Origin of the sequence: Rhizobium sp. YAF28 (assembly GCF_052113285.1) — a bacterium.
GTDB lineage: Bacteria > Pseudomonadota > Alphaproteobacteria > Rhizobiales > Rhizobiaceae > Rhizobium.
The window spans coordinates 1-20,901 of sequence record NZ_JBFRCX010000008.1 but is presented as its reverse complement, the minus strand read 5'-3'; the positions used below and the strand labels follow the sequence as shown (position 1 = coordinate 20,901).

Annotated in this window: 19 protein-coding genes; 14 read left to right on the top strand and 5 right to left on the bottom strand. The window is 58.6% G+C overall.

The window, feature by feature from the left end:
- Positions 1-247 precede the first annotated feature (247 nt).
- Positions 248-1,699 (top strand): sensor histidine kinase, encoded by a 1,452-nt coding sequence (locus tag AB4Z13_RS18985; RefSeq protein WP_442206504.1) that lies wholly within the window; start codon positions 248-250, stop codon positions 1,697-1,699.
- Here AB4Z13_RS18985 and AB4Z13_RS18980 read toward each other — a convergent pair.
- On the bottom strand, positions 1,696-2,355 hold the full coding sequence (locus AB4Z13_RS18980; RefSeq protein ID WP_113321004.1) for a response regulator transcription factor: 660 nt from the start codon (positions 2,353-2,355) through the stop codon (positions 1,696-1,698). The genes AB4Z13_RS18985 and AB4Z13_RS18980 overlap by 4 nt on opposite strands.
- 601 nt (positions 2,356-2,956) lie before the next feature.
- On the opposite strand from AB4Z13_RS18980, the gene AB4Z13_RS18975 reads away from it, so the two are divergent.
- Entirely contained in the window at positions 2,957-4,522 is a 1,566-nt protein-coding gene (locus AB4Z13_RS18975; RefSeq protein WP_442206503.1) for a diguanylate cyclase domain-containing protein, read from the top strand.
- Between the two features lie 180 nt (positions 4,523-4,702).
- Here the strand turns inward: AB4Z13_RS18975 and AB4Z13_RS18970 are convergent, their stop codons facing one another.
- Positions 4,703-5,170 (bottom strand): Lrp/AsnC family transcriptional regulator, encoded by a 468-nt coding sequence (locus tag AB4Z13_RS18970; RefSeq protein ID WP_113321006.1) that lies wholly within the window; start codon positions 5,168-5,170, stop codon positions 4,703-4,705.
- A gap of 121 nt (positions 5,171-5,291) precedes the next feature.
- Between AB4Z13_RS18970 and AB4Z13_RS18965 the strand changes: the two genes are divergently transcribed.
- The 11 genes from AB4Z13_RS18965 (at position 5,292) to ehuA (ending at position 17,229) form a co-directional block, all read left to right on the top strand.
- Positions 5,292-6,770: an NAD-dependent succinate-semialdehyde dehydrogenase gene (locus AB4Z13_RS18965; RefSeq protein ID WP_442206502.1), complete on the top strand. Its 1,479-nt coding sequence runs from the start codon at positions 5,292-5,294 to the stop codon at positions 6,768-6,770.
- A gap of 16 nt (positions 6,771-6,786) precedes the next feature.
- Entirely contained in the window at positions 6,787-8,190 is a 1,404-nt protein-coding gene (locus AB4Z13_RS18960; RefSeq protein ID WP_442206501.1) for an aspartate aminotransferase family protein, read from the top strand.
- 177 nt (positions 8,191-8,367) lie between these two features.
- Positions 8,368-9,816, top strand: coding sequence for a MocR-like ectoine utilization transcription factor EhuR (gene ehuR, locus AB4Z13_RS18955; protein ID WP_113321008.1), 1,449 nt, complete (start codon positions 8,368-8,370; stop codon positions 9,814-9,816).
- Positions 9,817-9,884: 68 nt separating this feature from the next.
- Positions 9,885-10,904 carry a hydroxyectoine utilization dehydratase EutB gene (gene eutB / locus AB4Z13_RS18950; RefSeq protein ID WP_442206500.1) on the top strand — a complete coding sequence of 340 codons (1,020 nt, stop codon included), beginning with the start codon at positions 9,885-9,887 and terminating at the stop codon, positions 10,902-10,904.
- On the top strand, positions 10,901-11,914 hold the full coding sequence (gene eutC, locus AB4Z13_RS18945) for an ectoine utilization protein EutC (protein WP_442206499.1): 1,014 nt from the start codon (positions 10,901-10,903) through the stop codon (positions 11,912-11,914). Before eutB ends, eutC begins: the two co-directional genes overlap by 4 nt.
- Positions 11,911-13,089: an ectoine hydrolase DoeA gene (gene doeA / locus AB4Z13_RS18940; protein ID WP_442206498.1), complete on the top strand. Its 1,179-nt coding sequence runs from the start codon at positions 11,911-11,913 to the stop codon at positions 13,087-13,089. The genes eutC and doeA overlap by 4 nt, the downstream gene beginning before the upstream one ends.
- Before the next feature lie 4 nt (positions 13,090-13,093).
- Positions 13,094-14,110: a N(2)-acetyl-L-2,4-diaminobutanoate deacetylase DoeB gene (doeB, locus tag AB4Z13_RS18935; protein WP_442206497.1), complete on the top strand. Its 1,017-nt coding sequence runs from the start codon at positions 13,094-13,096 to the stop codon at positions 14,108-14,110.
- A gap of 59 nt (positions 14,111-14,169) precedes the next feature.
- Positions 14,170-15,021 carry an ectoine/hydroxyectoine ABC transporter substrate-binding protein EhuB gene (gene ehuB / locus AB4Z13_RS18930; protein ID WP_442206496.1) on the top strand — a complete coding sequence of 284 codons (852 nt, stop codon included), beginning with the start codon at positions 14,170-14,172 and terminating at the stop codon, positions 15,019-15,021.
- A gap of 60 nt (positions 15,022-15,081) precedes the next feature.
- Positions 15,082-15,747 carry an ectoine/hydroxyectoine ABC transporter permease subunit EhuC gene (ehuC, locus tag AB4Z13_RS18925; RefSeq protein WP_310380970.1) on the top strand — a complete coding sequence of 222 codons (666 nt, stop codon included), beginning with the start codon at positions 15,082-15,084 and terminating at the stop codon, positions 15,745-15,747.
- Positions 15,748-15,760: 13 nt separating this feature from the next.
- Positions 15,761-16,453 carry an ectoine/hydroxyectoine ABC transporter permease subunit EhuD gene (gene ehuD, locus AB4Z13_RS18920; RefSeq protein ID WP_442206645.1) on the top strand — a complete coding sequence of 231 codons (693 nt, stop codon included), beginning with the start codon at positions 15,761-15,763 and terminating at the stop codon, positions 16,451-16,453.
- Positions 16,450-17,229: an ectoine/hydroxyectoine ABC transporter ATP-binding protein EhuA gene (gene ehuA, locus AB4Z13_RS18915; protein WP_442206495.1), complete on the top strand. Its 780-nt coding sequence runs from the start codon at positions 16,450-16,452 to the stop codon at positions 17,227-17,229. Before ehuD ends, ehuA begins: the two co-directional genes overlap by 4 nt.
- A gap of 256 nt (positions 17,230-17,485) precedes the next feature.
- Here ehuA and AB4Z13_RS18910 read toward each other — a convergent pair whose 3' ends face one another.
- The 3 genes from AB4Z13_RS18910 to AB4Z13_RS18900 all read right to left on the bottom strand — a co-directional run bounded on the left by AB4Z13_RS18910 (position 17,486) and on the right by AB4Z13_RS18900 (position 19,466).
- Positions 17,486-17,989 carry a cupin domain-containing protein gene (locus tag AB4Z13_RS18910; RefSeq protein ID WP_113321016.1) on the bottom strand — a complete coding sequence of 168 codons (504 nt, stop codon included), beginning with the start codon at positions 17,987-17,989 and terminating at the stop codon, positions 17,486-17,488.
- Positions 17,964-18,239, bottom strand: a complete 276-nt coding sequence (locus AB4Z13_RS18905) for an alpha/beta fold hydrolase (protein ID WP_442206644.1) — start codon at positions 18,237-18,239, stop codon at positions 17,964-17,966. Before AB4Z13_RS18905 ends, AB4Z13_RS18910 begins: the two co-directional genes overlap by 26 nt.
- 360 nt (positions 18,240-18,599) lie before the next feature.
- Positions 18,600-19,466, bottom strand: a complete 867-nt coding sequence (locus tag AB4Z13_RS18900; protein ID WP_442206494.1) for an alpha/beta fold hydrolase — start codon at positions 19,464-19,466, stop codon at positions 18,600-18,602.
- A 302-nt stretch (positions 19,467-19,768) separates the two neighbouring features.
- Here AB4Z13_RS18900 and AB4Z13_RS18895 point away from each other — a divergent pair, with 302 nt between their 5' ends.
- Positions 19,769-20,584 (top strand): MBL fold metallo-hydrolase, encoded by an 816-nt coding sequence (locus AB4Z13_RS18895; RefSeq protein WP_113321019.1) that lies wholly within the window; start codon positions 19,769-19,771, stop codon positions 20,582-20,584.
- Positions 20,585-20,901 lie beyond the last annotated feature (317 nt).

The following is a 20,901-nucleotide window of genomic DNA, read 5'->3' as shown; positions in this document are numbered from 1 at the left end:
CTCAGGAAACGGTATCGTTCCGGCAATGCTTCTTTTCCGGTCTGCGATGGCAGACACCGGCTGCTCCGCTGCGATCTTCTACTGGGGTTTCGGAGATGAGGTTGCGAAAGCCGATAGAAAATCTTCAGGATTGTCTGCGACGATCGGATAGTGTCTTGTGGCAAGGCGAAGAGATAGTTCCAAAGGTCCGCCGATATTTACGGACTTTGGTCTTCAGGAGGCCGGGACGTTAGGCCCGGAAGAAAATGTGACTTTGGTCCCGCTCACGAAGATCTCCGGCGGCTTGAGTTCCAAGATCTTGGCAACTTGGCACGGCCTTGATTTAACGAAGCAATTTCTGGTTGTGGCAGGACTCGTCATCTGCAGTTCGATGGCGATCCTAGGTGAGTGGTTGAACGGCCAGATTGCGGCAAATCAGCTGAGAAGTCGCGCCGAATCCGGTGCCCTTTACATGGAGGGTTTTCTTGCTCGTCACATCGAGGGATCGTCAAGCGACCCCCAGGTGGCCGAAGCCCGCCGCAAAGAACTCGACGATCTGTTGATCGGCACCGATCTCGCGCGTCGGGTCGAAGGCTTCAGGATCTGGCGCAGTGATGGGGCAGTCATCTACAGCACCGACAAGTCTCTGATTGGAAAAATCTTCCCGTCGTCGGATATCGACCTGGCTTTTTCGGGCCAGGTCGTCGCCCAACTTGAAAACGGCCACAACGACGGCGAGGGGGGAGAAGCGACCAGGGGTCGGCCGTTGATCGAAATCTATGCGCCGATCTATCGCTCAGGCACGCGCGACATCATTGCCGTGGGAGAGCTCTACGAGGATGCCGCCGAATTCGTCGTCCAGCGAGCACGGGTGCAGCGTCAGACATGGGCGATCGTTGGTGCAACGACACTGGCCATTATGGCCTTGCTGTTCCTCATCGTTCGACGGGCGAGCAATATCATTGCCAATCAAAGGATGACCCTGAAATCGCAACTAACTGAGGCTCAGACGCTAGCCAAGCAGAATACTGAGCTGCGCAAGGCCGCTGATCGGGCGCGCATGGATGCATCGAAGTCCAACGAGCAGCTTCTCAATCGCATTGGTGCGGATCTCCACGATGGTCCCGTTCAACTCCTCAGCCTGCTGATCCTCAAGCTGGGGGAAAGTACAGAGGCACCGGTCCCATCAAGCACAACCTTCGAGAGCGCGTCCGGAGTGCAGGAGGCCGATCTTGCTCCCGCACGTATCGCAAGCCAGGTGCTTACAGAGTTACGTGAACTCTCGACAGGGTTGGTTCTGCCGGAGATCGAACATTTGCCGCTGAAGGCGGCCCTTCGCATGGCGATCGACCAGCACGAATATGCCACCGGTTCGAAAGTTACATCGGAGTGTGAGGGGCTGCCTGAGCGTGTCGCGCATCCTTTGAAAATCTGTCTTTATCGGGTTGTCCAGGAGGGACTTAGCAACGCGTTTCGGCATGGCGGCGGCCATGACCAGCGGGTCTCTGCCTGGGCAGACCTGTCAGCCATCACTGTCGTTATTGCAGACAGCGGCCCGGGCTTTGGAAAGAGCAACTCGAGGGGGGACCACAGACCGCTCGGTCTGCAGGGTATTCGCAATCGCGTTGAAGCCTTCGGCGGTCGTGTTCACATTCGCCAGCGTCCCCGCTCGGGAACCGAGCTTGAGGTCGTCGTACCGATGGAAGGTAACAGTATCTAGTGGCGCTGAATCGTGTCTGTTCCACTCTCAAGCTTTTGAGCGGCGAGTAGAACTTCCAGCCGATTTCGCGCGTTCAGCTTCTGCATCAGGATCGTCATGTAGTTTTTCACGGTCTTCTCGCCGATCTGCAGGTCGGCTGCGATCTGACGGTTCGTGAACCCCCGCAACAACATCCGGATGATCTGGCCCTCGCGGATGCTGAGCTTCACTTCCGTACCTGTCACTTTTCGCAGCGAGGCTATCTTGAGCTCTTCTATGACCTTGCAGGCAAAGGCGGGCGTGATGAACATATCGCCTCGATGGACAGTTGCGATGGCCTGGATGAGCTCCTTGGCACTACTGCCTTTGAGCACATAGCCGCTGGCGCCTGCGTTGAGTGCTCGCACAGCGTGATCGCTGCCAGTCATGGCTGTGAAGACCAGGATTTTCGTTCGTTTTTTTTCGACAAGTTTCGAGATCGTGTCGAACATGTTTCCGGGCATCATCAGATCGACGATAAAGACGTCGGGCGCCAAGCGCAGGCCGATCTCCAATGCCTCCTCTGCGCTCGACCCGGTCGCCGCGACAGCAAATGCCGGCTGCTTCCTAAGGATTTCAGTCAATCCGGCCAGCATTAACGGATGGTCGTCAACCAATGCTACTGAGATTGGACTCATGTTATGCGCCCTGTACCAAGTAATTGTATAATTTGTATTCGTAATTTAATTTCCTGTCTATGTAGCCATTTCTGACTATTACTCTCGTGGGTGGAGTAAGAGTCTAGCCACACATCACCCTCACCCGCGCTGCATTCAGTCCACACACAGTCCCAAGACGGCCTCGATATGGGGATGATCTCATCGGTGGTGCGGCAATGCGCGACAGAAACGCTGACAGCGCGAACTCTCCGGTGCCGGTCTAGTGGCCATGGAAATACACGACGCTATGGGAACGCCCTGGACACAAACTGGAATTGGATTGTTGCGAAACGGAAAAAGGGGGCACGCAGCGCCGGAACTCAAGACGAGAAGGCGACCGGCTTTCTCCGCAGAATAAACTTATCCGTTTGGAGCAATAGCGTTTCCATTCTATCAGCCGCTTACGTCCGGATGGATAAAAACCCGACTATAAATTTAAAGCAATATTAAGCGCCGTGCCGATCGCCGGGTCGACAGTGTTTGCGTGGCATTGCCATAATAGCCCAATATGAGTTTGCATTTATCGCGCGTTTGATTGGCTCCCGCTCAGCAAGCCGATTAGCCAATAGCGGAGCTACACATGTTCATTCGTGTGCTCGATTGCATCAGCAGTGATCACAATCCGACGCTTGTCGTCGTTGCGATTGTTGTCGCGCTCTTCTCGGGCTTTGCACTGTTCACCATCCTCGACCACGCCAGAGCGCGACATGGCCGCACGAAGATCGTTTGGATATTTGTGGCTGCCTTCACGGCGGGGGGCGGAATTTGGTCGACGCACTTCATCGCCATGCTGGGTTTTCAGCCTGCTGCGGTTGTGAGCTACGATGTTGGTCTCACGGTAGTGTCGGCCTTTTTTGCAGTTGCCCTTGCGGGAACTGCAATGCCTTTGTTACTGTCGCGCAACCCTGTCAACGCTCTGGCGGGCAGCCTTCTTCTCAGCGCTGCAATCGGTGTGATGCACTTCATCGGCATGAGGGCTCTGCTCTTTGCCGGCACTTTCGAATGGCATCTGCCTCTCGTTGCGCTCTCGCTCTGCGCGGGCTGCTTGCTTGTTATCGCGGCGACGTTCGCCGAACGTCGACGTGCTTCGGTCGGATTTCGTCTTGCGGCGGGATCCCTATTCGGTGCAGCTATCTGCACACTGCATTTCACCGCGATGAGCGCCGCCATTCTTAAGACAGATCCGTCTCTTCTGGTTCAAGATGGGAACCTGTCAGAATTTCTCCTCGGGATATCAGTTGCCGTCGTCACAGCATTGATCGTGATCTTCAGTCTGGTGACGGTTATGTTTGATCGACGTGCTCACGATGCGACCACTGATGCCCAGCAGATGCGATGCATTCTTGAGGCCGCACAGATCGGCATCCTGGTTTGCCAGGATGATGAGATCGTCTCTGCGAACAAGGCATTCGAGCGGTTAGTGGGCTGTGAAGGATCGAGTATCGAAGGGCGTGCCGTCGCCGACTTTTTCGAACCGCCGGCACGCGCCAATCGCCGCGAACCGCGCCCCTACGAGACCGAAGGACAACTAAAGACGGCCAACGGGATGCGGATGGACGTTGCGCTCAACACAACTCCGATCGTGTCCGGAGACACGTTGCGACATCTCGTCGAAGTGCGCGATATTGGCGATCACAAACGTGCTCGTGACCGCTTGGATCACCTTGCGAACCATGACGAGTTGACCGGACTTCCCAACCGCAGACTGTTAAATGCCGAGTTGCGACAGGAGGCACTGTCCAGTCAGGAATTCGGGCTAATGTGGATGGATCTCGATCGCTTCAAGGAGGTTAATGACACGCATGGGCATGCGATCGGAGATGCTCTTCTCCAGGCGGTGGCGCAACGCTTCCGTTCGGTTCTGGACGAGCGGCATTTGCTTGCTCGCGTGGGTGGAGATGAGTTCGTCGTTCTGTTCAGGCACTCATCGAGGCAAAGCGATCTCACCAGCGCAGCTGAAAGCCTGTTGAAGGCAATGGTCAATCCGGTCGTCGTTGAAAGCCAGATGCTGGAAGTCGGGGTGTCTATCGGTTTGGCAAGGTATCCCCAAGATGCGGAGTCGACAGACGCTTTGATGCGCCGGGCCGATCTTGCTCTTTATGAGGCGAAAAAGACCGGTCGCAGCCGTTACGCCCCCGCAGCGTGAGCCTTGCGTTTTCCGTGAGGCGGCCGAAGAGGTTGCGTACGGACGCCGCCCCAGTCCGACTTCATCCAAGGGCGCCGATAGGTGCCGCTGGAATGTTGGGCGACGGTCGGACTCAGCAAGGATGGGTTTCTCACATCGGAATTATCGTATCGCGGAGCAATTCCTGTGCGTTGAAAGCGATCAGTCCTCGATCGGGAAAGCAAAGCCAGCTTTCACTCGATCCATTACCACCATGGTTTTGAAACCTTTGATGTCGTGGTTTTCATAGAAGAACCGACGCGTGAAGGCTTCGTAATCCTCCATGTCCTTTGCCGTGATAACCAGGATGAAATCGGCATCGCCCGTCACGTAATAGCCGATCATCACTTCCTTTGTGGCGCGGATCGCCGCCTTGAATCGATCAACGATGTCAGCCCGTTCGCGCTCCAGAGAGACAAGCACGATCATGGTGATGCCGCGCCCGGCAGCCTTGGGCGAGACGATCGACACATCAGCCTCGATCACCCCTTCCTCACGCAAGCGCTTCAGCCGTCGCTGACAGGCCGTCGGTGAGAGATTGACGATCTGCGCCAGCTCTTCCGAGGTCAGGCGATTGTTCTTTTGAACAGCCTGAAGCAGCGCTCTGTCGGCTCTATCGAGGGTACTCATGCAGAAATCCTGCGGGCACAGCCAAAATTAAGCACAATTCCTGCATGGAGGATCAGATCAATGCAGTCAAACGATCATGGCCTACCATTAGTCTCTTTGTAAACCCAATTTGGAGCTTCGCATGAAAGGTATCGCCAGTGCTGCGCTGAACAACCTGCAACGACCCGATCTGATCGAGCGCCGTGCCTTTCTGAGTGGCACATGGGCTTCGCACGAAGAGACGCTGAGCGTCACCGATCCGGCAACCGGCGAACACCTCGTCGACGTGGCAGCCTGCTCGCTTGAAGATGCCGACGCTGCCGTCGAAGCGGCGAAAAATGCCTTTCTCGATTGGCGTGACAAGCTTCCCGTCGAACGTGGTCAGATCCTTCGTGTCTGGGGAAAGCTGATGCGCGACAACGCGCAGGACCTCGCCGTCATCATGACGGCCGAACAGGGCAAGCCGCTGGCAGAGTCGCTAGGCGAGATTTCCTATGCCGCGAATTTCCTTGAGTGGTTTGCCGCCGAAGGCGAGCGTACTTATGGCGAAACGATACCGAGCCACCTGCCAGGCAGCCGTCTTTCAGTCCAGATGCAGCCGCTTGGCGTCACGGTGGCGATCACGCCGTGGAACTTTCCCTCGGCCATGATCACCCGCAAGGCAGGCGCTGCACTCGCGGCCGGCTGCACCATGATCGTCAAGCCTGCCCCGGAAACACCGCTGTCGGCGCTTGCCCTGGCAAAGCTTGCGCAGGAGGCCGGAATGCCCGCCGGCGTATTCCAGGTTCTCACCGGCGAAGCCGCGCCGCTTGCGCGCCGTCTGCTGGAACACACGGATGTGCGCGCTTTTTCCTTTACCGGCTCGACTGAAGTCGGACGCATCCTGCTCACACAATCGGCCGCCACGGTGAAGAAGGCCTCGTTGGAACTTGGCGGCCATGCACCATTCATCCTGTTTGGCGACGCCGAGCTTTCCAAAGCCGTAAAGGGCTGCATCGGCGCAAAATTTGCCACGTCAGGGCAGGACTGTCTCGCCGCCAACAGGATTTACGTCCAGCGCGGGCACTATGATCGGTTCGTCGATGCCTTCGCCACGGCGACCCGGCAGCTCAAGGTCGGTCACGGCCTCGACCCCCGCACCGATATCGGGCCGATGACACGCCCTTCGGTCGCTGAAAAATGCCGCCAGCAGATTGCGCAGGCACTTTCCGCCGGCGCGCGTCTCGTCTGCGGCGGACAGGATAGCCCGCTTGGCGGCAATTTCGTGACCCCGACCGTGCTTGCCGATGTCACCGATGACATGCTGATCGCACGCGAAGAGACCTTCGGCCCAGTTGCCGCAATCCTGCCGTTCGATGACGAGCAGGAGGTACTCACCCGAGCCAACGCCACCGAAATGGGGCTGGCAGCCTACGTCTACACCAATGATCTTGGTCGCGCGATGCGCCTGACCGACCGGCTCGAATACGGCATGATCGCCGTCAACACATCGAAATTCACCGGCGCGCCCATCCCCTTCGGTGGATGGAAGCAATCCGGCCTTGGTCGCGAAGGCTCGCGCTACGGCCTCCTGGAATACCTCGAAACAAAATATGTCTGCTTCGGCAACCTCGCTGCATGAAAGGATCTGTGCTGCCATGACCGCCAACCTCGATCAGATCGCCGAAATGGACCGCAATTCGGTCCTGCATCCCTTTACGCAGATCAAAGATTTCGCCAGCGGGAAATTGGGCGACCCGACAATCGTCGAAACCGGCAAGGGCATCCGCATCCAGGATGCACAGGGAAAGCAGCTGATCGACGGCTTCGCCGGTCTTTACTGCGTCAATGTCGGCTACGGGCGCACCGAGGTCGCCGAGGCCATCTCGCGCCAGGCCTATCGCCTCGCTTACTACCATAGCTATGCCGCCCACACGACGGACGAGCTCGCGATCCTCTCCGATCGTCTGGTGAAAATGGCACCTGGCAGTATGAGCAAGGTTTTCTACGGCATGTCGGGTTCCGACGCCAACGAAACCCAGGCCAAGCTCGTCTGGTACTACAGCAACCTGCGGGGCACGCCGAACAAGAAGAAGATCATCTCGCGCGAACGGGGTTATCATGGTTGCAGCGTCGTCTCCGGTTCCATGACGGGCATGAGTTTTTACCATGACCATATGGACCTGCCGCGTGCGGGTATTCTTCACACCGGCGCGCCGCATCATTATTGGGGCGCGGAAGCAGGCGAAACGGAACTCGAATTTTCCAAGCGCCGCGCCGACGAACTTGAAGCCCTGATCCTGCGCGAAGACCCCGACACCATTGGGGCCTTCATCGCCGAGCCCGTACTTGGCACCGGCGGCATCACCCCACCGCCGCAAGGCTATTGGGACGAAGTGCAAAAGGTCCTCAAGAAATACGACATCCTGCTCATCGCCGACGAAGTCATCACCGGTTTCGGTCGCACCGGCTCGATGTTCGGATCGCAGCACTACGGCATCGAACCTGACCTAATTACGGTCGCCAAGGGCCTCACCTCGGCCTACTTCCCGCTATCGGGCGCAATCGTCGGCGAAAAGGTCTACACGGTGATGGAAGAAGGGGCCGAGCGTGTTGGGGCCTTCTCGCATGGCTACACCTATTCCGGCCACCCGATTGGCGCTGCAGCAGCCAACGCCGTTCTCGACATCGTCGAGAAGGAGGATCTGCCGGGCAATGCACGCACGGTCGGCACCTATTTCCAAGCGCAGCTGAAGGAAAAGTTCGCTCAGCTTCCGATCGTCGGTGAAGTGCGAGGCGTCGGTCTGATGGGCGCCATCGAATTTGTCGCGGATCGCGAAAAGAAGACGCGCTTTGCGCCAAGCCTTGCTGTCGGTGCACGTATCTCGAAGGCCGCGCGCAGTCGTGGACTGATTGCCCGTGCCATGCCGCATGGCGATATTCTGGGTTTTGCGCCGCCCCTCGTCACGACGAAGGAAGAGGTCGACGAGATCATTGTCATTGCCGAATCCGCTGTGCGCTCAGTCATGGACGAATTGGTCCAGGCTGGCGAGAGGATCTGATGCAAGCATGGCCGCCAGACGGGACAAGGCTTGCTCGGCACTGCCTCCTGCCGAGCAAAATCGCGGCGATCGTGATTATTCCTGATGCAATCACGGCTCTGGCTGCGTAACGCTTCATCTTTGAGACGAAGCGTGCATAATGTCATGAAATAGTCGTCATAAAAACGAGACAATTTCATGCGACGTCAAGCCAATCCCCTGAACCTTGTTCCGATCACGGCCACCAAGCCGGTGGCATGGCAACCGCACCTTTCCAAGCAAAAGGGTGAGACGAAGCATGCAGCACTCACCGAGCGCATCATTGCCGATATCGATGCCGGCGTTCTCAAGCCAATGGATCGCATGCCGACGCATCGCGATCTGGCGCGCGAACTCGGCCTTTCCGTCCAGACCGTCAGCCTCTCCTACAAGGAGGCTGAGCGGCTTGGCTATCTGAGCGGTGAGATCGGTCGCGGCACCTTCGTCAAGACACGCGTCACCGACCGCGCCGGCCGCATGATGCTTGACCATAGCGCCAACGAAGTGCTCGACCTTTCCATCATTCGCGGCGTCTATCTCGATGCGCATGAGGCCGCATCGCGCGAGATCCTTCGTGAGCTTTCCGAAGGCGACAATGCAAGCTTCATGCGTCCCTGCCGCCCGATCGCCGGCCTTGATCGTCATCGAGAGACGGCGCGCATCTGGTTACGCACGCTCGGCGTCGCGGCCGGGGTAGAGCGCATTCTCCTCACCAACGGCGCCGCCCACGCCATTTTTCTTGCTCTGAGCTGCATTGTCCGCTCCGGCGATGTCGTCTTAACCGAAAATCTGACCGATCACGGTATCATCGGGCTTTCCAATATCCTTGGCTTCAGCCTGAAGGGCTTGCCTACCGACAATGAGGGCATTTTGCCCGATGCGCTGGAGGCCGTGTGTGCAGCAGGCGGTGTCCGGGCGTTGGTGCTCATTCCGACCCTCAACAATCCGACAGGTCATGTTGCGGGTGCGGGACGCAGGTGTGAGATAGCCGCGATTGCGGCTCGTCACGGCGTGTTCGTCATCGAAGATGAGGTCTATCGACCGATGATCGAAGAGCCCCTGCCTTCCATCACGGAAATGCTGCCTGATCTCGGTTTCTTCGTCACGAGCTTCACCAAAGTGGTGCTGACAGGGTTGCGCGTTGGCTATCTTGTTGTTCCACCAGCCTATTCCATCCGCGCCGCCTCAATCTTGCGCGTGTCGAGCTGGAGCGGCACCTACCTGACCGGCGAAATCGCAACACGCTGGGTCGAGAATGGCACGGCGCAGCGTCTGCTTGAAATCCAGCGTGACGAAGCACAGGTGCGCCAGAACATCGCCACAGAAATCCTCGGCGACCATATCGCCTCCACTCATCCGCTCTCGCTTTGCGCCTGGCTCAAGGTCCCGCCGCATTGGTCCGAGGAAGGTCTGGTTCGTTCGCTCACCAACCAGAAAGTCGCCGTCACGCCGTCCGAACCCTTCATTGCCGGACCGGGTCATGGTGGCGGCATTCGTATCTGTTTGGGCGGACGCCTGAACCATGCAAGCCTGGCCAAGGCGCTGACGACCGTGCGGCAGGCCTTTGAGCAACTGCCGCCGGTCTTTGATGTCGGTTCGATCGGCTAGAGCGACCCCACGGCAATCATTGAATCATTACAATATAATAATTGACATGATTTTAGTTCGCTCACAACATGACAATCATGAAGAGCGACGTCCTGTCCAGATTGACCGAAGAAAAGGCGCTGCCAGTTACGCTGGCGGATATCGAGCAGGCTGCGGCCCGCATCGTTGGGCGGGTGGCGCGCACGCCGCTTATTCGCTCTCGCACGCTCTGTGAACGCACCGGTCAGCCTGTCTATCTCAAGCTTGAAACACATCAGCCGACCGGCGCCTTCAAGCTGCGCGGCGCGATGAACGCCATCCTGTTGCTCGATGATGCGGCGCGCAAGCGCGGTCTCGTTACCGCCTCGACAGGCAATCATGGTCGCGCCGTCGCTTACGCCGCACGCGAGCTTGGCGTTCGCGCCATCATCTGCATGTCATCGCTCGTCCCGGCCAACAAGGTCGAAGCGATCCGCTCGCTCGGCGCCGAAATCCGCATTGTCGGCCTGTCGCAGGACGATGCACAAGAGGAGGTCGAACGCCTGACCGAGAGCCGGGGCCTCACGCCGATCCCGCCGTTCGACCATGCGGACGTCGTTGCCGGTCAAGGCACGATCGGCCTCGAAATTGTGGAAAACCTGCCTGAACTTGCGGCCGTGCTTGTTCCTCTTTCCGGTGGGGGACTGGCCGGTGGCATTGCGGTTGCCGTCAAGGCCTTGAAGCCACAGAGCCGCGTCATCGGCATATCGATGGAGCGCGGGGCAGCCATGCATGCGGCGATTGCCGCCGGCAAGCCTGTCGCAATCCGCGAGGAGGAAACGCTGGCGGATTCGCTAGGGGGTGGCATCGGCCTCCAAAACCATGTCACCTTTACCCTTTGCCGCGATCTTCTCGACGACGTCATCCTCCTCAGCGAGGACGAGATTGCCGAAGGCATCCGCCATGCCGCGCGCAACGAGAGCGTAACCGTCGAGGGCGCTGGCGCAGTCGGTATTGCCGCCATCCTCGCAGACAAGGTCGGCCTATCAGGTCCAACCGCCATCATCATATCAGGCGGCAACATTGCCCCGAAGATGCACCAGAAAATCGTCGCGGGGACCACCCAATGAGCCGCATCAGTATTCTGATGGAAAAAGACCTTCGCACAATCGTCAAGCTCGACGTCGCTGCCGTCGATTGCGTCGAACAGGCCTTTGCGGCGCTTGCCACCAAAGCCGTTGCTATGCCGCCGATCCTGCGCCTCGACATTCAGGAATTTCGGGGTGAAGTGGACGTCAAGACGGCCTATGTGCCAGGCCTTGACGGCTTCGCCATCAAGGTCAGCCCCGGCTTCTTCGACAACCCCAAGATCGGTCTGCCAAGCCTGAACGGGCTGATGATCTTGCTCAGCGCCAAGACCGGATTGGTCGAAGCCCTTCTTCTTGACAACGGCTATCTCACGGATGTGCGCACGGCAGCGGCCGGTGCCGTCGCCGCACGACATCTGTCGCGCGAAGACACCTCCGTCGCCACGATCTTTGGTGCAGGCATGCAGGCGCAGCTGCAGCTTGAGGCTCTCATGCTCGTGCACCGGATCAAATCGGCGCGAATCTGGGCACGCGATCATGCAAAGGCGCAGAAGCTTGCGATTGATTTCGCTTGCGACCACGGAATCGACGTCGCCGCCGTTGCCGATCCGCGCGAGGCCGTACGCGGGGCAGATATCGTCGTCACAACGACGCCGGCAGAAAGGCCGATCCTGATGGCCGAATGGCTCGAACCCGGTCAGCATCTGACCGCAATGGGATCGGATGCAGAGCACAAGAACGAGGTCGATCCGGCCGTCTTTGCTCGCGCTACTTACGTCCCGGATCGAATATCGCAGACCCGCATTCTCGGCGAGTTGCACCATGCCATCAAGGCCGGCGCAGTCTTGCCGGACCAACAGTTTGCCGAACTCGGAGCTGTCATTGCCGGCAAGGCGATTGGCCGGTCGAATGCGCACGAAATCACCTTTGCCGACCTCACGGGCACCGGCGTGCAGGACACAGCCATCGCCAACCTGGCGCTCGCCCGCGCGACAGACGCCGGACGGGGCCAGACGATCGAAAATGACATCAAAATGGGAGATGCAGCGTGAGTGTGACGCTGAACTTTACGCGCGAGGAATATGCCGCGCGCCTTTCCAAAACCCGTCACGCGATGGAACAGGCGGGGATCGATCTCCTGATCGTCACCGATCCATCCAACATGCACTGGCTGACCGGCTATGACGGCTGGTCCTTCTACGTGCATCAGTGCGTCCTGGTGCCGCCAAGCGGCGAGCCGATCTGGTACGGTCGCAAGCAGGATTCCAACGGCGCCAAGCGCACCGCCTATCTGGACCATGACAATATCATCGGCTACCCCGATCACTACGTCCAGTCGAGCGAACGCCACCCGATGGATCTCCTGGCGCAGATCATCGATAAGCGCAGGTGGTCCAGCCTCACTGTTGGCGTCGAGATGGACAATTATTATTTCTCGGCCGCCGCCTTCGCCTCTCTGCAAAAGCATCTGCCAAATGCCCGCTTCAAGGATGCGGCGGGCCTCGTCAACTGGCAGCGCGCGATCAAGAGCCCGACTGAACTCGACTATATGCGAAAGGCAGGCAAGATCGTCGAACTGATGCACAAGCGCATTGTCGACGTCGTCGAACCCGGCATGCGCAAATGCGATCTCGTCGCCGAGATCTACGATGCCGGCATACGGGGTACGTCCGAATTCGGCGGCGATTATCCGGCGATCGTGCCGCTTCTTCCGTCGGGCGCAGACGCTTCCGCGCCGCACCTGACCTGGGACGACAAGCCGATGCGTTCGGGCGAAGGGACGTTCTTCGAAATCGCCGGCGCCTATAAGCGTTATCATTGCCCACTGTCGCGTACCGTATTCCTGGGCAGGCCGACGCAGGCCTTTCTCGACGCGGAAAAGGCGACGCTCGAAGGCATGGAGGCGGGCCTTGCCGCAGCAAGGCCCGGCAATATGTGCGAGGACATCGCCAACGCCTTCTTCGCCGTCTTGAAAAAATACGGGATCATCAAGGACAACCGCACCGGCTATCCGATCGGTCTTTCCTATCCGCCTGACTGGGGCGAACGCACGATGAGCCTGCGCCCAGGCGACCGTACGGAGCTGAAACCCGGCATGACATTCCATTTCATGACCGGTCTCTGGCTCGAAGACATGGGGTTGGAAATCACGGAGAGCATCGCGATTACCGAAACGGGTGTTGAATGCCTGTCCAATGTTCCGCGCCGGCTGTTCGTGAAAGGCTGAGACCATGCTGACGAGTGCGCCCCGCCCCTCGCCGATCGCCTCATCCGTCGATTTCGACGGGAAGGGTGTGCAGCACGGGCACCTGCGATTGCCTTATAGCCGTGACGACAGCGCCTGGGGTTCGGTCATGATCCCGATCTGCGTCATCTCCAACGGGCAAGGCCCGACCGCCCTCCTCACCGGTGCCAATCACGGCGACGAGTATGAAGGTCCGGCGGCTCTCTACGAGCTGGCACAGACACTGGATCCGGCGCAGGTGAGTGGGCGCATCATCATCGTCCCGGCGCTCAATTATCCCGCGTTTCGCGCAGGGACCCGCACGTCGCCGATCGATCGCGGAAATCTGAACCGTAGCTTTCCAGGTCGCCCGGATGGAACGGTGACGGAAAAGATCGCGGACTATGTCACCCGCCATCTTATACCGCTCGCCGACATCGTGCTCGACTTCCATTCGGGCGGCAAGACCCTCGACTTTCTTCCCTATGCCGCAGCGCACGAGCTGCCTGACAAGGGTCAGGAGGCGCGCTGTTTTGATGCCGTTGCAGCTTTTGCTGCGCCCTACTCGATGAAGATGCTGGAGATCGATGCGGTCGGCATGCTGGATACGACGGTCGAGGAGATGGGCAAGGTTTTCGTCACCACGGAGCTCGGCGGTGCTGGCACCGCCAGCGCAAGATCGATCGAGATCGCGCGAAAGGGCAGTCTCAACCTCCTGCGCCACGCCGGAATTCTGGAGGGGGCGCCGGCTACTCAGCCGACGTGCTGGCTCGATATGCCGTCGAGCGACTGTTTCACATTCGCAGAGGATGACGGCCTGGTCGCCTTTGCGCAGGATCTCGGAGATCCGATCCATACCGGCGATATCATCGCCAGCATCTACCCGGTCGGAAAGACCGGTGTCGCGCCAATCCGCTGCCGCGCAGCCATGGATGGCGTTCTGGCGGCTCGCCACGTGCCCGGCCTCATCAAGGCCGGCGACTGCCTTTCCGTCATCGCGACGATCACGGAGAAGACCAAATAAACGCAACCATGTGAGATCCGAAAACGGACCACAAGAAGCTTAACCAGAGGAGAATTCGAATGCGCATCTCAAAATCCATTTGCCTTTCTGCCCTTGCGCTCGGCATCGGCGTCACGTCAGCCAGCGCACTGACCGTCGAAGAAGCCAAGAAACAGGGATTTATCCGCGCAGCAACAGCCAACGAGGTACCCTACTCGTATATGCAGCCGGACGGCACCTCTGCCGGTATCGGACCCGACGTCGCCAATGCCGTCCTAAAATCCATGGGCATCGAGGAGGTCAATTGGACCGTAACGCCCTTCGGCACGCTCATTCCGGGTCTCAAGGCTCGTCGCTTCGATTTTGCCGCCGCCGAGCAGAACATATCGCCCGAGCGCTGCAAGCAGGTCGCCTTTACCGAACCCAACTCGTCCTACGGTGAGGGACTGCTGGTCAAGAAGGGCAATCCGAAGGGCCTGACGACCTATGGCGACATCGCAAAAGACCCATCCTTGAAAGTCGCCGTTGTTTCCGGCGCAAACAATGTCGACTTCCTGCGCGCCGTCGGCGTCAAGGACGAGCAGATCGTCTTCATTCCGGCGAATGCCGATGCGATCCCCACCGTGCAAAGCCGGGTCGATGCCTATGCGGCGACCGAGTTGACCGTTTCCGAACTTGCCAAGGGACAGGCCAATGTCGAGCAGGTCGCGCCATTCAAGGATCCGATCGTCAAGGGCGCACCGGTCCGCAACTATGGCGGCTTTGCCTTCCGTCCGGAAGACAAGGAATTGCGCGACGGGTTCAACACTGCGCTCGTCGCGTTCCGAAAGACGGACGACTACAAGAAGATCCTCATGAAGTATGGTCTGTCGGAACAGAGCATCGCGGCAGCGGCAGAGAAGAACGTCGCCGATCTCTGCGCCGGGAAGTAACAAGAAAGGCGCCCGGTCCCGGACTGGGCGTGACCTGCTTTCATTCGGAGAGATTGCCAGATGAGCTGGACAGCCTATCTGCCGATGCTTTGGCAAGGCGCTACCGTGACGATGACGATCACTTTGGCAGCGATCGTCTGCGGCGCGGTGCTTGCCTTCGTTTTCGGCATCCTGCGCGTCGAGGGAGGACCGATCCTGTCAGCCGTCGCGCTCTGTTACACGGAGGTGTTTCGCGGGACCTCGCTGTTCGTTCAGCTCTTCTGGTTCTATTATGCGCTGCCGCTCGTCGGTCTGAGTTTCGATCCGATCACCACCGGCATCCTGGTATTGGCCGCCCATGTCGGCGGCTATGGGGCCGAAATCGTTCGAGGGGCCCTCATGTCGGTCTCCGTCCAGCAGCTGGAAGCCGCCCGGGCATTGAATTTCAACCGTGCCCAGACCCTCTTTCGCATTTCGCTGCCACAAGCCATCGTCGAAATGATGCCGGCCTTCGGAAACCTCGCCATCGAAACGCTGAAGCTGTCCTCGCTGGTGTCGTTGATCTCGATAGCCGATCTCACCTTCGCGGCCCAGTCCATCCGCAACATCACGCTGGACAGCGCAAGCATCTATTCGATCACCCTTGTATGCTACTTCGCCATGTCGCTCGTCTTGATGGCCGCCGTGCGCGTGATCGAGCATTTCGTGCGGCGCGGCGATGTCTTCCCTCGCTCGGCTCATTCGTGAGGACCTTGCGGCTATGATGTATGGTTACGAATGGGACACAACAACCTGGATTACCTACACGACCTCGATCCTGCCAATCATTCTGATTGGTTTGACCGTCACGTTGAAGGCTGCAGCGGCTGGATTTGCGATTGCACTGATGCTCGGCCTGGCGTTCGCCCTCTTGCGCCGAAGCCGCGTCAAGGTGATCTCCTGGGCGACAGCCTTTGTCGTGGAATTCCTGCGCGATACGCCGCTTCTGGTGCAGCTGTTCTTCCTTTACTACGTGCTGCCCGATTTCGGTATCGTGCTGCCGGCCTTTCTCACCGGTGCACTGGCACTCGGTCTGCAATATGCGGCCTATACGTCGGAGGTCTATCGCGGCGGCATCGAAGCCGTTCATCACGGCCAATGGGAAGCGGCAACCGCGCTCAACATGACCCGCATGCAGACCTATTACGACATCATCCTGCCTCAGGCCATTCCGCGTATCGTGCCTGCCATGGGCAATTATCTCGTGGCCATGATCAAGGAGACCCCAGTTTTATCGGTAGTTACCGTTCTTGAGATGATGGGCCTTGCCAACATGATCGGCGAACGCACCTTCGAATATCTGGTGCCGCTGACGCTTGTCGGGCTGATCTTCCTTCTGCTGACGCTGATTTGCTCAGCAGGTCTCCACCGCTTGCAGAAAGCTCTTCCAAAGGCAGGAATACCCTTGCGATGACCGACAATATCGATCCGCCCATCATCGAGTTTTCCGACGTCACCAAGCGCTTCGGGATTCTGACAGTGCTTGACCACTTCAATTTCAGCGTCGCGAAGGGCGAGAAAGTCACGCTTATAGGACCGTCAGGCTCCGGCAAATCGACGGTCCTGCGCATTCTCATGACACTCGAACCGTTCCAGGAAGGCAAGCTGACGCTTGCTGGTACCTCCTACCACGAGCAGGGCGGCAAGGGCCGGTTCCAGGCCTCTGAAAAACACCTGCGCCAAATCCGCAATCATGTCGGCATGGTCTTCCAGAGCTTCAATCTCTTTCCTCATATGACGGTCCTTCGCAACGTTGTCGAGGCGCCGGTGCGGGTACTGGGAATGGCGCGGGCTGAAGCCGATGCGCGTGCGCTTGAACTGCTGCAGATGGTGGGGCTCGCGGATAAGAAGGACCACTATCCGGTCCAGCTTTCCGGCGGGCAGCAGCAGCGCGTGGCAATCGCCCGCGCGCTTGCGATGCGCCCACGAGTTCTGCTTTTCGATGAACCGACATCAGCGCTTGATCCGCAACTGGTGGGCGAAGTGCTTTCCGTCATCCGCGCACTGGCGCATGAACATGATCTCACGATGCTACTCGTCACCCATGAGATGCGCTTTGCCCGAGAGGTCTCGGATCGCGTCTGCTTTTTCGATAAGGGGCGCATCTGCGAGCAGGGCGCGCCTGAAGAGATATTCGGCGCGCCGCAAGTGGAGCGGACGCGCGAATTTCTGTCATCGGTTCTCGGATAGTCTGAAAACCCAGCGGGGAGAGACTTCGGCGGACTGCTTAGAAATTGAGCGGCTAGATAGACGTTCTTGAAAGGATGTGACACTGGTTTGGGTCGTGATGGGTCGTCCGCGTTTTGGATGTCGAGGAGGAAGCACTTCGTGCTCGCCAACAGGCGATGATCCAGGCCATTGAGGCCCTCTTCCACGGCAATGAACCTGATTTTTCAGAGGTTTGCGATTGCAGGATGTGCCGGATCGGTGCCTTGACCCGATTGCCTCAGTTATCGCCGAGATGCCAAGCGTCGAACACCGGGCCTGAGGCGCCTTGCACCGGATCGGATTCGGGCAAGGCGACGTCGGCGATTGTTCTGAGGAGTTCTGCAGTTGGAGCGCTTGTCTGAATATCGGCGAGTTGGCCTGGCGGGTAGGCACCAACCACTCGAAAGTCGCTGCTCGCTTCGAGGTTCTGATGACCGGTCCCCGCGGGAAGGACGAGACAATCTCCCGGGTGCAACTCGAACACCTTACCGGTCGGGCCGCCGATCAGGAGCTTTCCCGTTCCTTTTCCGACACCAAGCACTTCGTGAGCGCCCGCGTGATAGTGCTGATAGCCAAAAACACCATCGCGCCAGATGCCTTCCCAGCCGTGCGAGGTGAAGAGACGCGCGAACTCCTCGCACCCGTCATCGCAGATGAAGATCTCGCGATAGACGATAACAGGAAGCATCTGGTTGTTGGGCACCCAGTCGCTTTTCTCAAAAAAGATCCTCTGCGTTTCCATGTCTTCCCCCATCACCGATAACCTCGTTTGCGGAACGCACTGTCATTGAGCCGTCACGCGCCGCACCGTATTGCCGACGTCGTCGGCGCTCAGTAGCCCACCCTGCTTGGCAACGCCAACACCCGCCGGCCGGTTTCGATGAGCCGCCCGCGCCCCGATAATCCAGGGCAACCACCTCAAGGTCCTTTTTGACCAGGAGCGGAGTGACCTTGCGCCACTCATGGCTTGTCTGCGGGAAACCAGGGAACAGTATGGCCGTGCGTGGGCCGCCTCCTCCGTCAGATAGTGCAACTTTAGATCGCCTCCGATGCTTGCGACAGAATGGCGAGATGTCATGCGAGAGCTACTTCCTCCTTCTCACCTATCGAGAGCGCCTGCGGCCTGAGGTGGCGACCGGCCTTCATCCACATCGGGACGAAAACGGAGCCCGGCTGGTGACGCATTGTTCAGACATGAATCGCACGACGGACCACGCCTGGCGACCATCAGTCTATCGAACGCATTGCCATTCCAATCGTTCCCGCGCGAGGGGAAAGCGATCGGCCAGTGTCATTCCTCCCAGGCGATCGTGGTTGCGCTATGGCTGATGGCGCCTACGATTTTGGAACCGTTATTCCTGCTTGGTCGCTGGTTTTCCGGGCGGATGGACTCGGCCAAGAAAATCACCGACGAGTGAGAGCACCTCATCGAGGTTGGTCTCAAGAAGCCAATGACCACCATCCAGTAGATGCAGTTCGGCGTCTGGGAGATCGCGGAGATACGCACGCGCCGACTTCGCCGGCATGTACCCGTCCTGCGGTCCCCATACGATCAGCGTCGGCGGACGATGCTTGGCGAGGTAGTTCCGGTATTGAGGAAACCAGGCACGGTTCTCTTTCAGGCCTGCGATCAGATCAATCGCAACTTCCTTGCGCTTCGGCGTCATCAATGACCAATGCAACTTCCAGAGGTCGGGCGGAATCTGTCGGGCGAGCTCAGGCCTCAGATCGTTCAGGAATTCCTCTCTGAATGTCTCTTCTTTGATCGCCTCCGACACTTTCAGCCTCATGTCGGAACGGGGCAGCCGCCAGGTACTCTCGATCTCGGCATATTTCGGCCCCAGCGCATCCTCGTACGGGATATCGCCATTTTGGATGATGAGCGCTGCGATGCGCTCTGGTGCCTTGATAGCCAGCCGCGCGCCGATGGGGGATCCGAAGTCATGGAGATAAAGCGCGAAGCGCTGCAGGCCGAGCGTCTTCACGAAGCCGTCCAGAAAGCTGGCATAGCCGTCGAAGCTGTAGTCAAAGTCGTCCGGGGTCGCGCTGTAGCCGGCGCCGGGAAAGTCCGGCGCAAGCAGCCGCCAACGATCCGCCAGCCCTGGCATGAAATTGCGGAATTCGTACGACGAGCATGGATAGCCATGCGGCAACAACACCAAGGGTGCGTTTTCAGGCCCTGCTTCGCGGTAAAAGATATCGATGCCGTTGACGGTCACATGTCTATGGTTCGTTGGTTGCACGCATACCTCTCGGCGGCTCAGACTCCTTGAAGATTGACCACCAAACCCGTCGAACATCTGTTGGTTCCATGTGCTCCGGCAAAGCGGGGTGGCGGTGATGAGTGTCGTCACATTCGGAGAGAGGGCCGTCACCGGCCCGTGGTCGAGAGATTGTCCGCGCATGATAGTGTGCGACCGTGGCGACCCGAGAGCGGACGGTTCACTGTCTGATCGATTGTGTCAAAGTGCGGGGTGGGCGATTGTTGGAAAGCGAAACAGGCCTGGCAAGGAGATGAAAAATGACCTTCCATATCTGCACTGCTTGCGGAATGCAGTTCGACGAAAGCTCAGAACCACCCTCTGCCTGTCCCATTTGCGAAGACGATCGTCAATTCGTGCCACCATCAGGTCAGGTTTGGACACATATGACGGCCCTCCGGTCGACCCACGACTTGATCTGGACCAAAGAAGCAAAAGGCATCCATTGCCTGCAGATCTCACCAGACTTTGCGATCGGTCAGCGAGCCTTCCTGATCGAAGGGCCTGACGGCAATATATTGTGGGACTGCCTCAGCCTCCTGGACGAGTCCAGCATAAGCCGAATTGCTGTAATGGGCGGGCTTGCGGCGATCGCCATTTCACACCCACATTTCTATTCCTCCATGATGGATTGGAGTTCAGCCTTCGGCGACGTACCTGTCTATATTCACAACGATGATCGAGAATGGGTACAGAGATCAGGCCCGGCGCTCAGCCACTGGGTGGGTGAGGTTTTTGAATTGAACCAGGCGACCCTTGTGCGCTGCGGCGGCCATTTCGCAGGCAGTTCAGTGCTGCATTGCCCTTGGCTGGAAGATGGGAAGGGCGCGTTGTTCGTGGGCGATACAATGCAGGTAACGCTCGACCGGAGATATGTGAGCTTCATGCGCAGCTTTCCGAACCTTCTGCCGTTGAGCGGGCGAGCGGTGAAGGGCATAGGCGAAGCGCTGCGCCCCTTCCGCTTCGAAGCTATCTATGGTGGATTTTCGGGCAGGACGATCAAACAGGAAGGATCGCGCGTTATCGAGCGGTCGATCCAGAGATACATCCATGCCATCGAGGGTGGCCCGTCATAACGAGAATGAATTGCGTTGATCGGGGTCGAACATTGGGCTCAACGTTCTCATGTCGTTTCCCGACGACAGGTCATGACGAACCCAGCCGTCACTTTCAGCGCTGCTGGGAAGCATGATGGGAGAGGCTGGCTTATTCGCCTCGTTTCCTGAAATTGGCACGAACAAGCGCGCCAGAGGCGACAGATCGATTGGAAGCTGTGGAAATCTCGCTGAACGAGCGCCATCGCCGGTGTCGCCTCCATGACAATGGACGCGGTCGGTGTCAGGGATTGCGCATCAACGACGATGCGGAGAACGACATGACGACGACCAACGAA

Excerpts from the sequence above, each read along its gene's own strand:
- AB4Z13_RS18965 (WP_442206502.1), top strand. The coding sequence starts at position 5,292 with ATGAAAGGTATCGCCAGTGCTGCGCTGAACAACCTGCAACGACCCGAT.
- ehuC (WP_310380970.1), top strand. The coding sequence starts at position 15,082 with ATGAGCTGGACAGCCTATCTGCCGATGCTTTGGCAAGGCGCTACCGTG.
- eutB (WP_442206500.1), top strand. The coding sequence starts at position 9,885 with ATGACAATCATGAAGAGCGACGTCCTGTCCAGATTGACCGAAGAAAAG.
- AB4Z13_RS18895 (WP_113321019.1), top strand. The coding sequence starts at position 19,769 with ATGACCTTCCATATCTGCACTGCTTGCGGAATGCAGTTCGACGAAAGC.
- eutC (WP_442206499.1), top strand. The coding sequence starts at position 10,901 with ATGAGCCGCATCAGTATTCTGATGGAAAAAGACCTTCGCACAATCGTC.
- ehuA (WP_442206495.1), top strand. The coding sequence starts at position 16,450 with ATGACCGACAATATCGATCCGCCCATCATCGAGTTTTCCGACGTCACC.
- ehuR (WP_113321008.1), top strand. The coding sequence starts at position 8,368 with ATGCGACGTCAAGCCAATCCCCTGAACCTTGTTCCGATCACGGCCACC.
- AB4Z13_RS18970 (WP_113321006.1), bottom strand. The coding sequence starts at position 5,170 with ATGAGTACCCTCGATAGAGCCGACAGAGCGCTGCTTCAGGCTGTTCAA.
- AB4Z13_RS18960 (WP_442206501.1), top strand. The coding sequence starts at position 6,787 with ATGACCGCCAACCTCGATCAGATCGCCGAAATGGACCGCAATTCGGTC.
- doeB (WP_442206497.1), top strand. The coding sequence starts at position 13,094 with ATGCTGACGAGTGCGCCCCGCCCCTCGCCGATCGCCTCATCCGTCGAT.
- AB4Z13_RS18975 (WP_442206503.1), top strand. The coding sequence starts at position 2,957 with ATGTTCATTCGTGTGCTCGATTGCATCAGCAGTGATCACAATCCGACG.
- AB4Z13_RS18980 (WP_113321004.1), bottom strand. The coding sequence starts at position 2,355 with ATGAGTCCAATCTCAGTAGCATTGGTTGACGACCATCCGTTAATGCTG.
- ehuD (WP_442206645.1), top strand. The coding sequence starts at position 15,761 with ATGATGTATGGTTACGAATGGGACACAACAACCTGGATTACCTACACG.
- ehuB (WP_442206496.1), top strand. The coding sequence starts at position 14,170 with ATGCGCATCTCAAAATCCATTTGCCTTTCTGCCCTTGCGCTCGGCATC.
- AB4Z13_RS18910 (WP_113321016.1), bottom strand. The coding sequence starts at position 17,989 with ATGGAAACGCAGAGGATCTTTTTTGAGAAAAGCGACTGGGTGCCCAAC.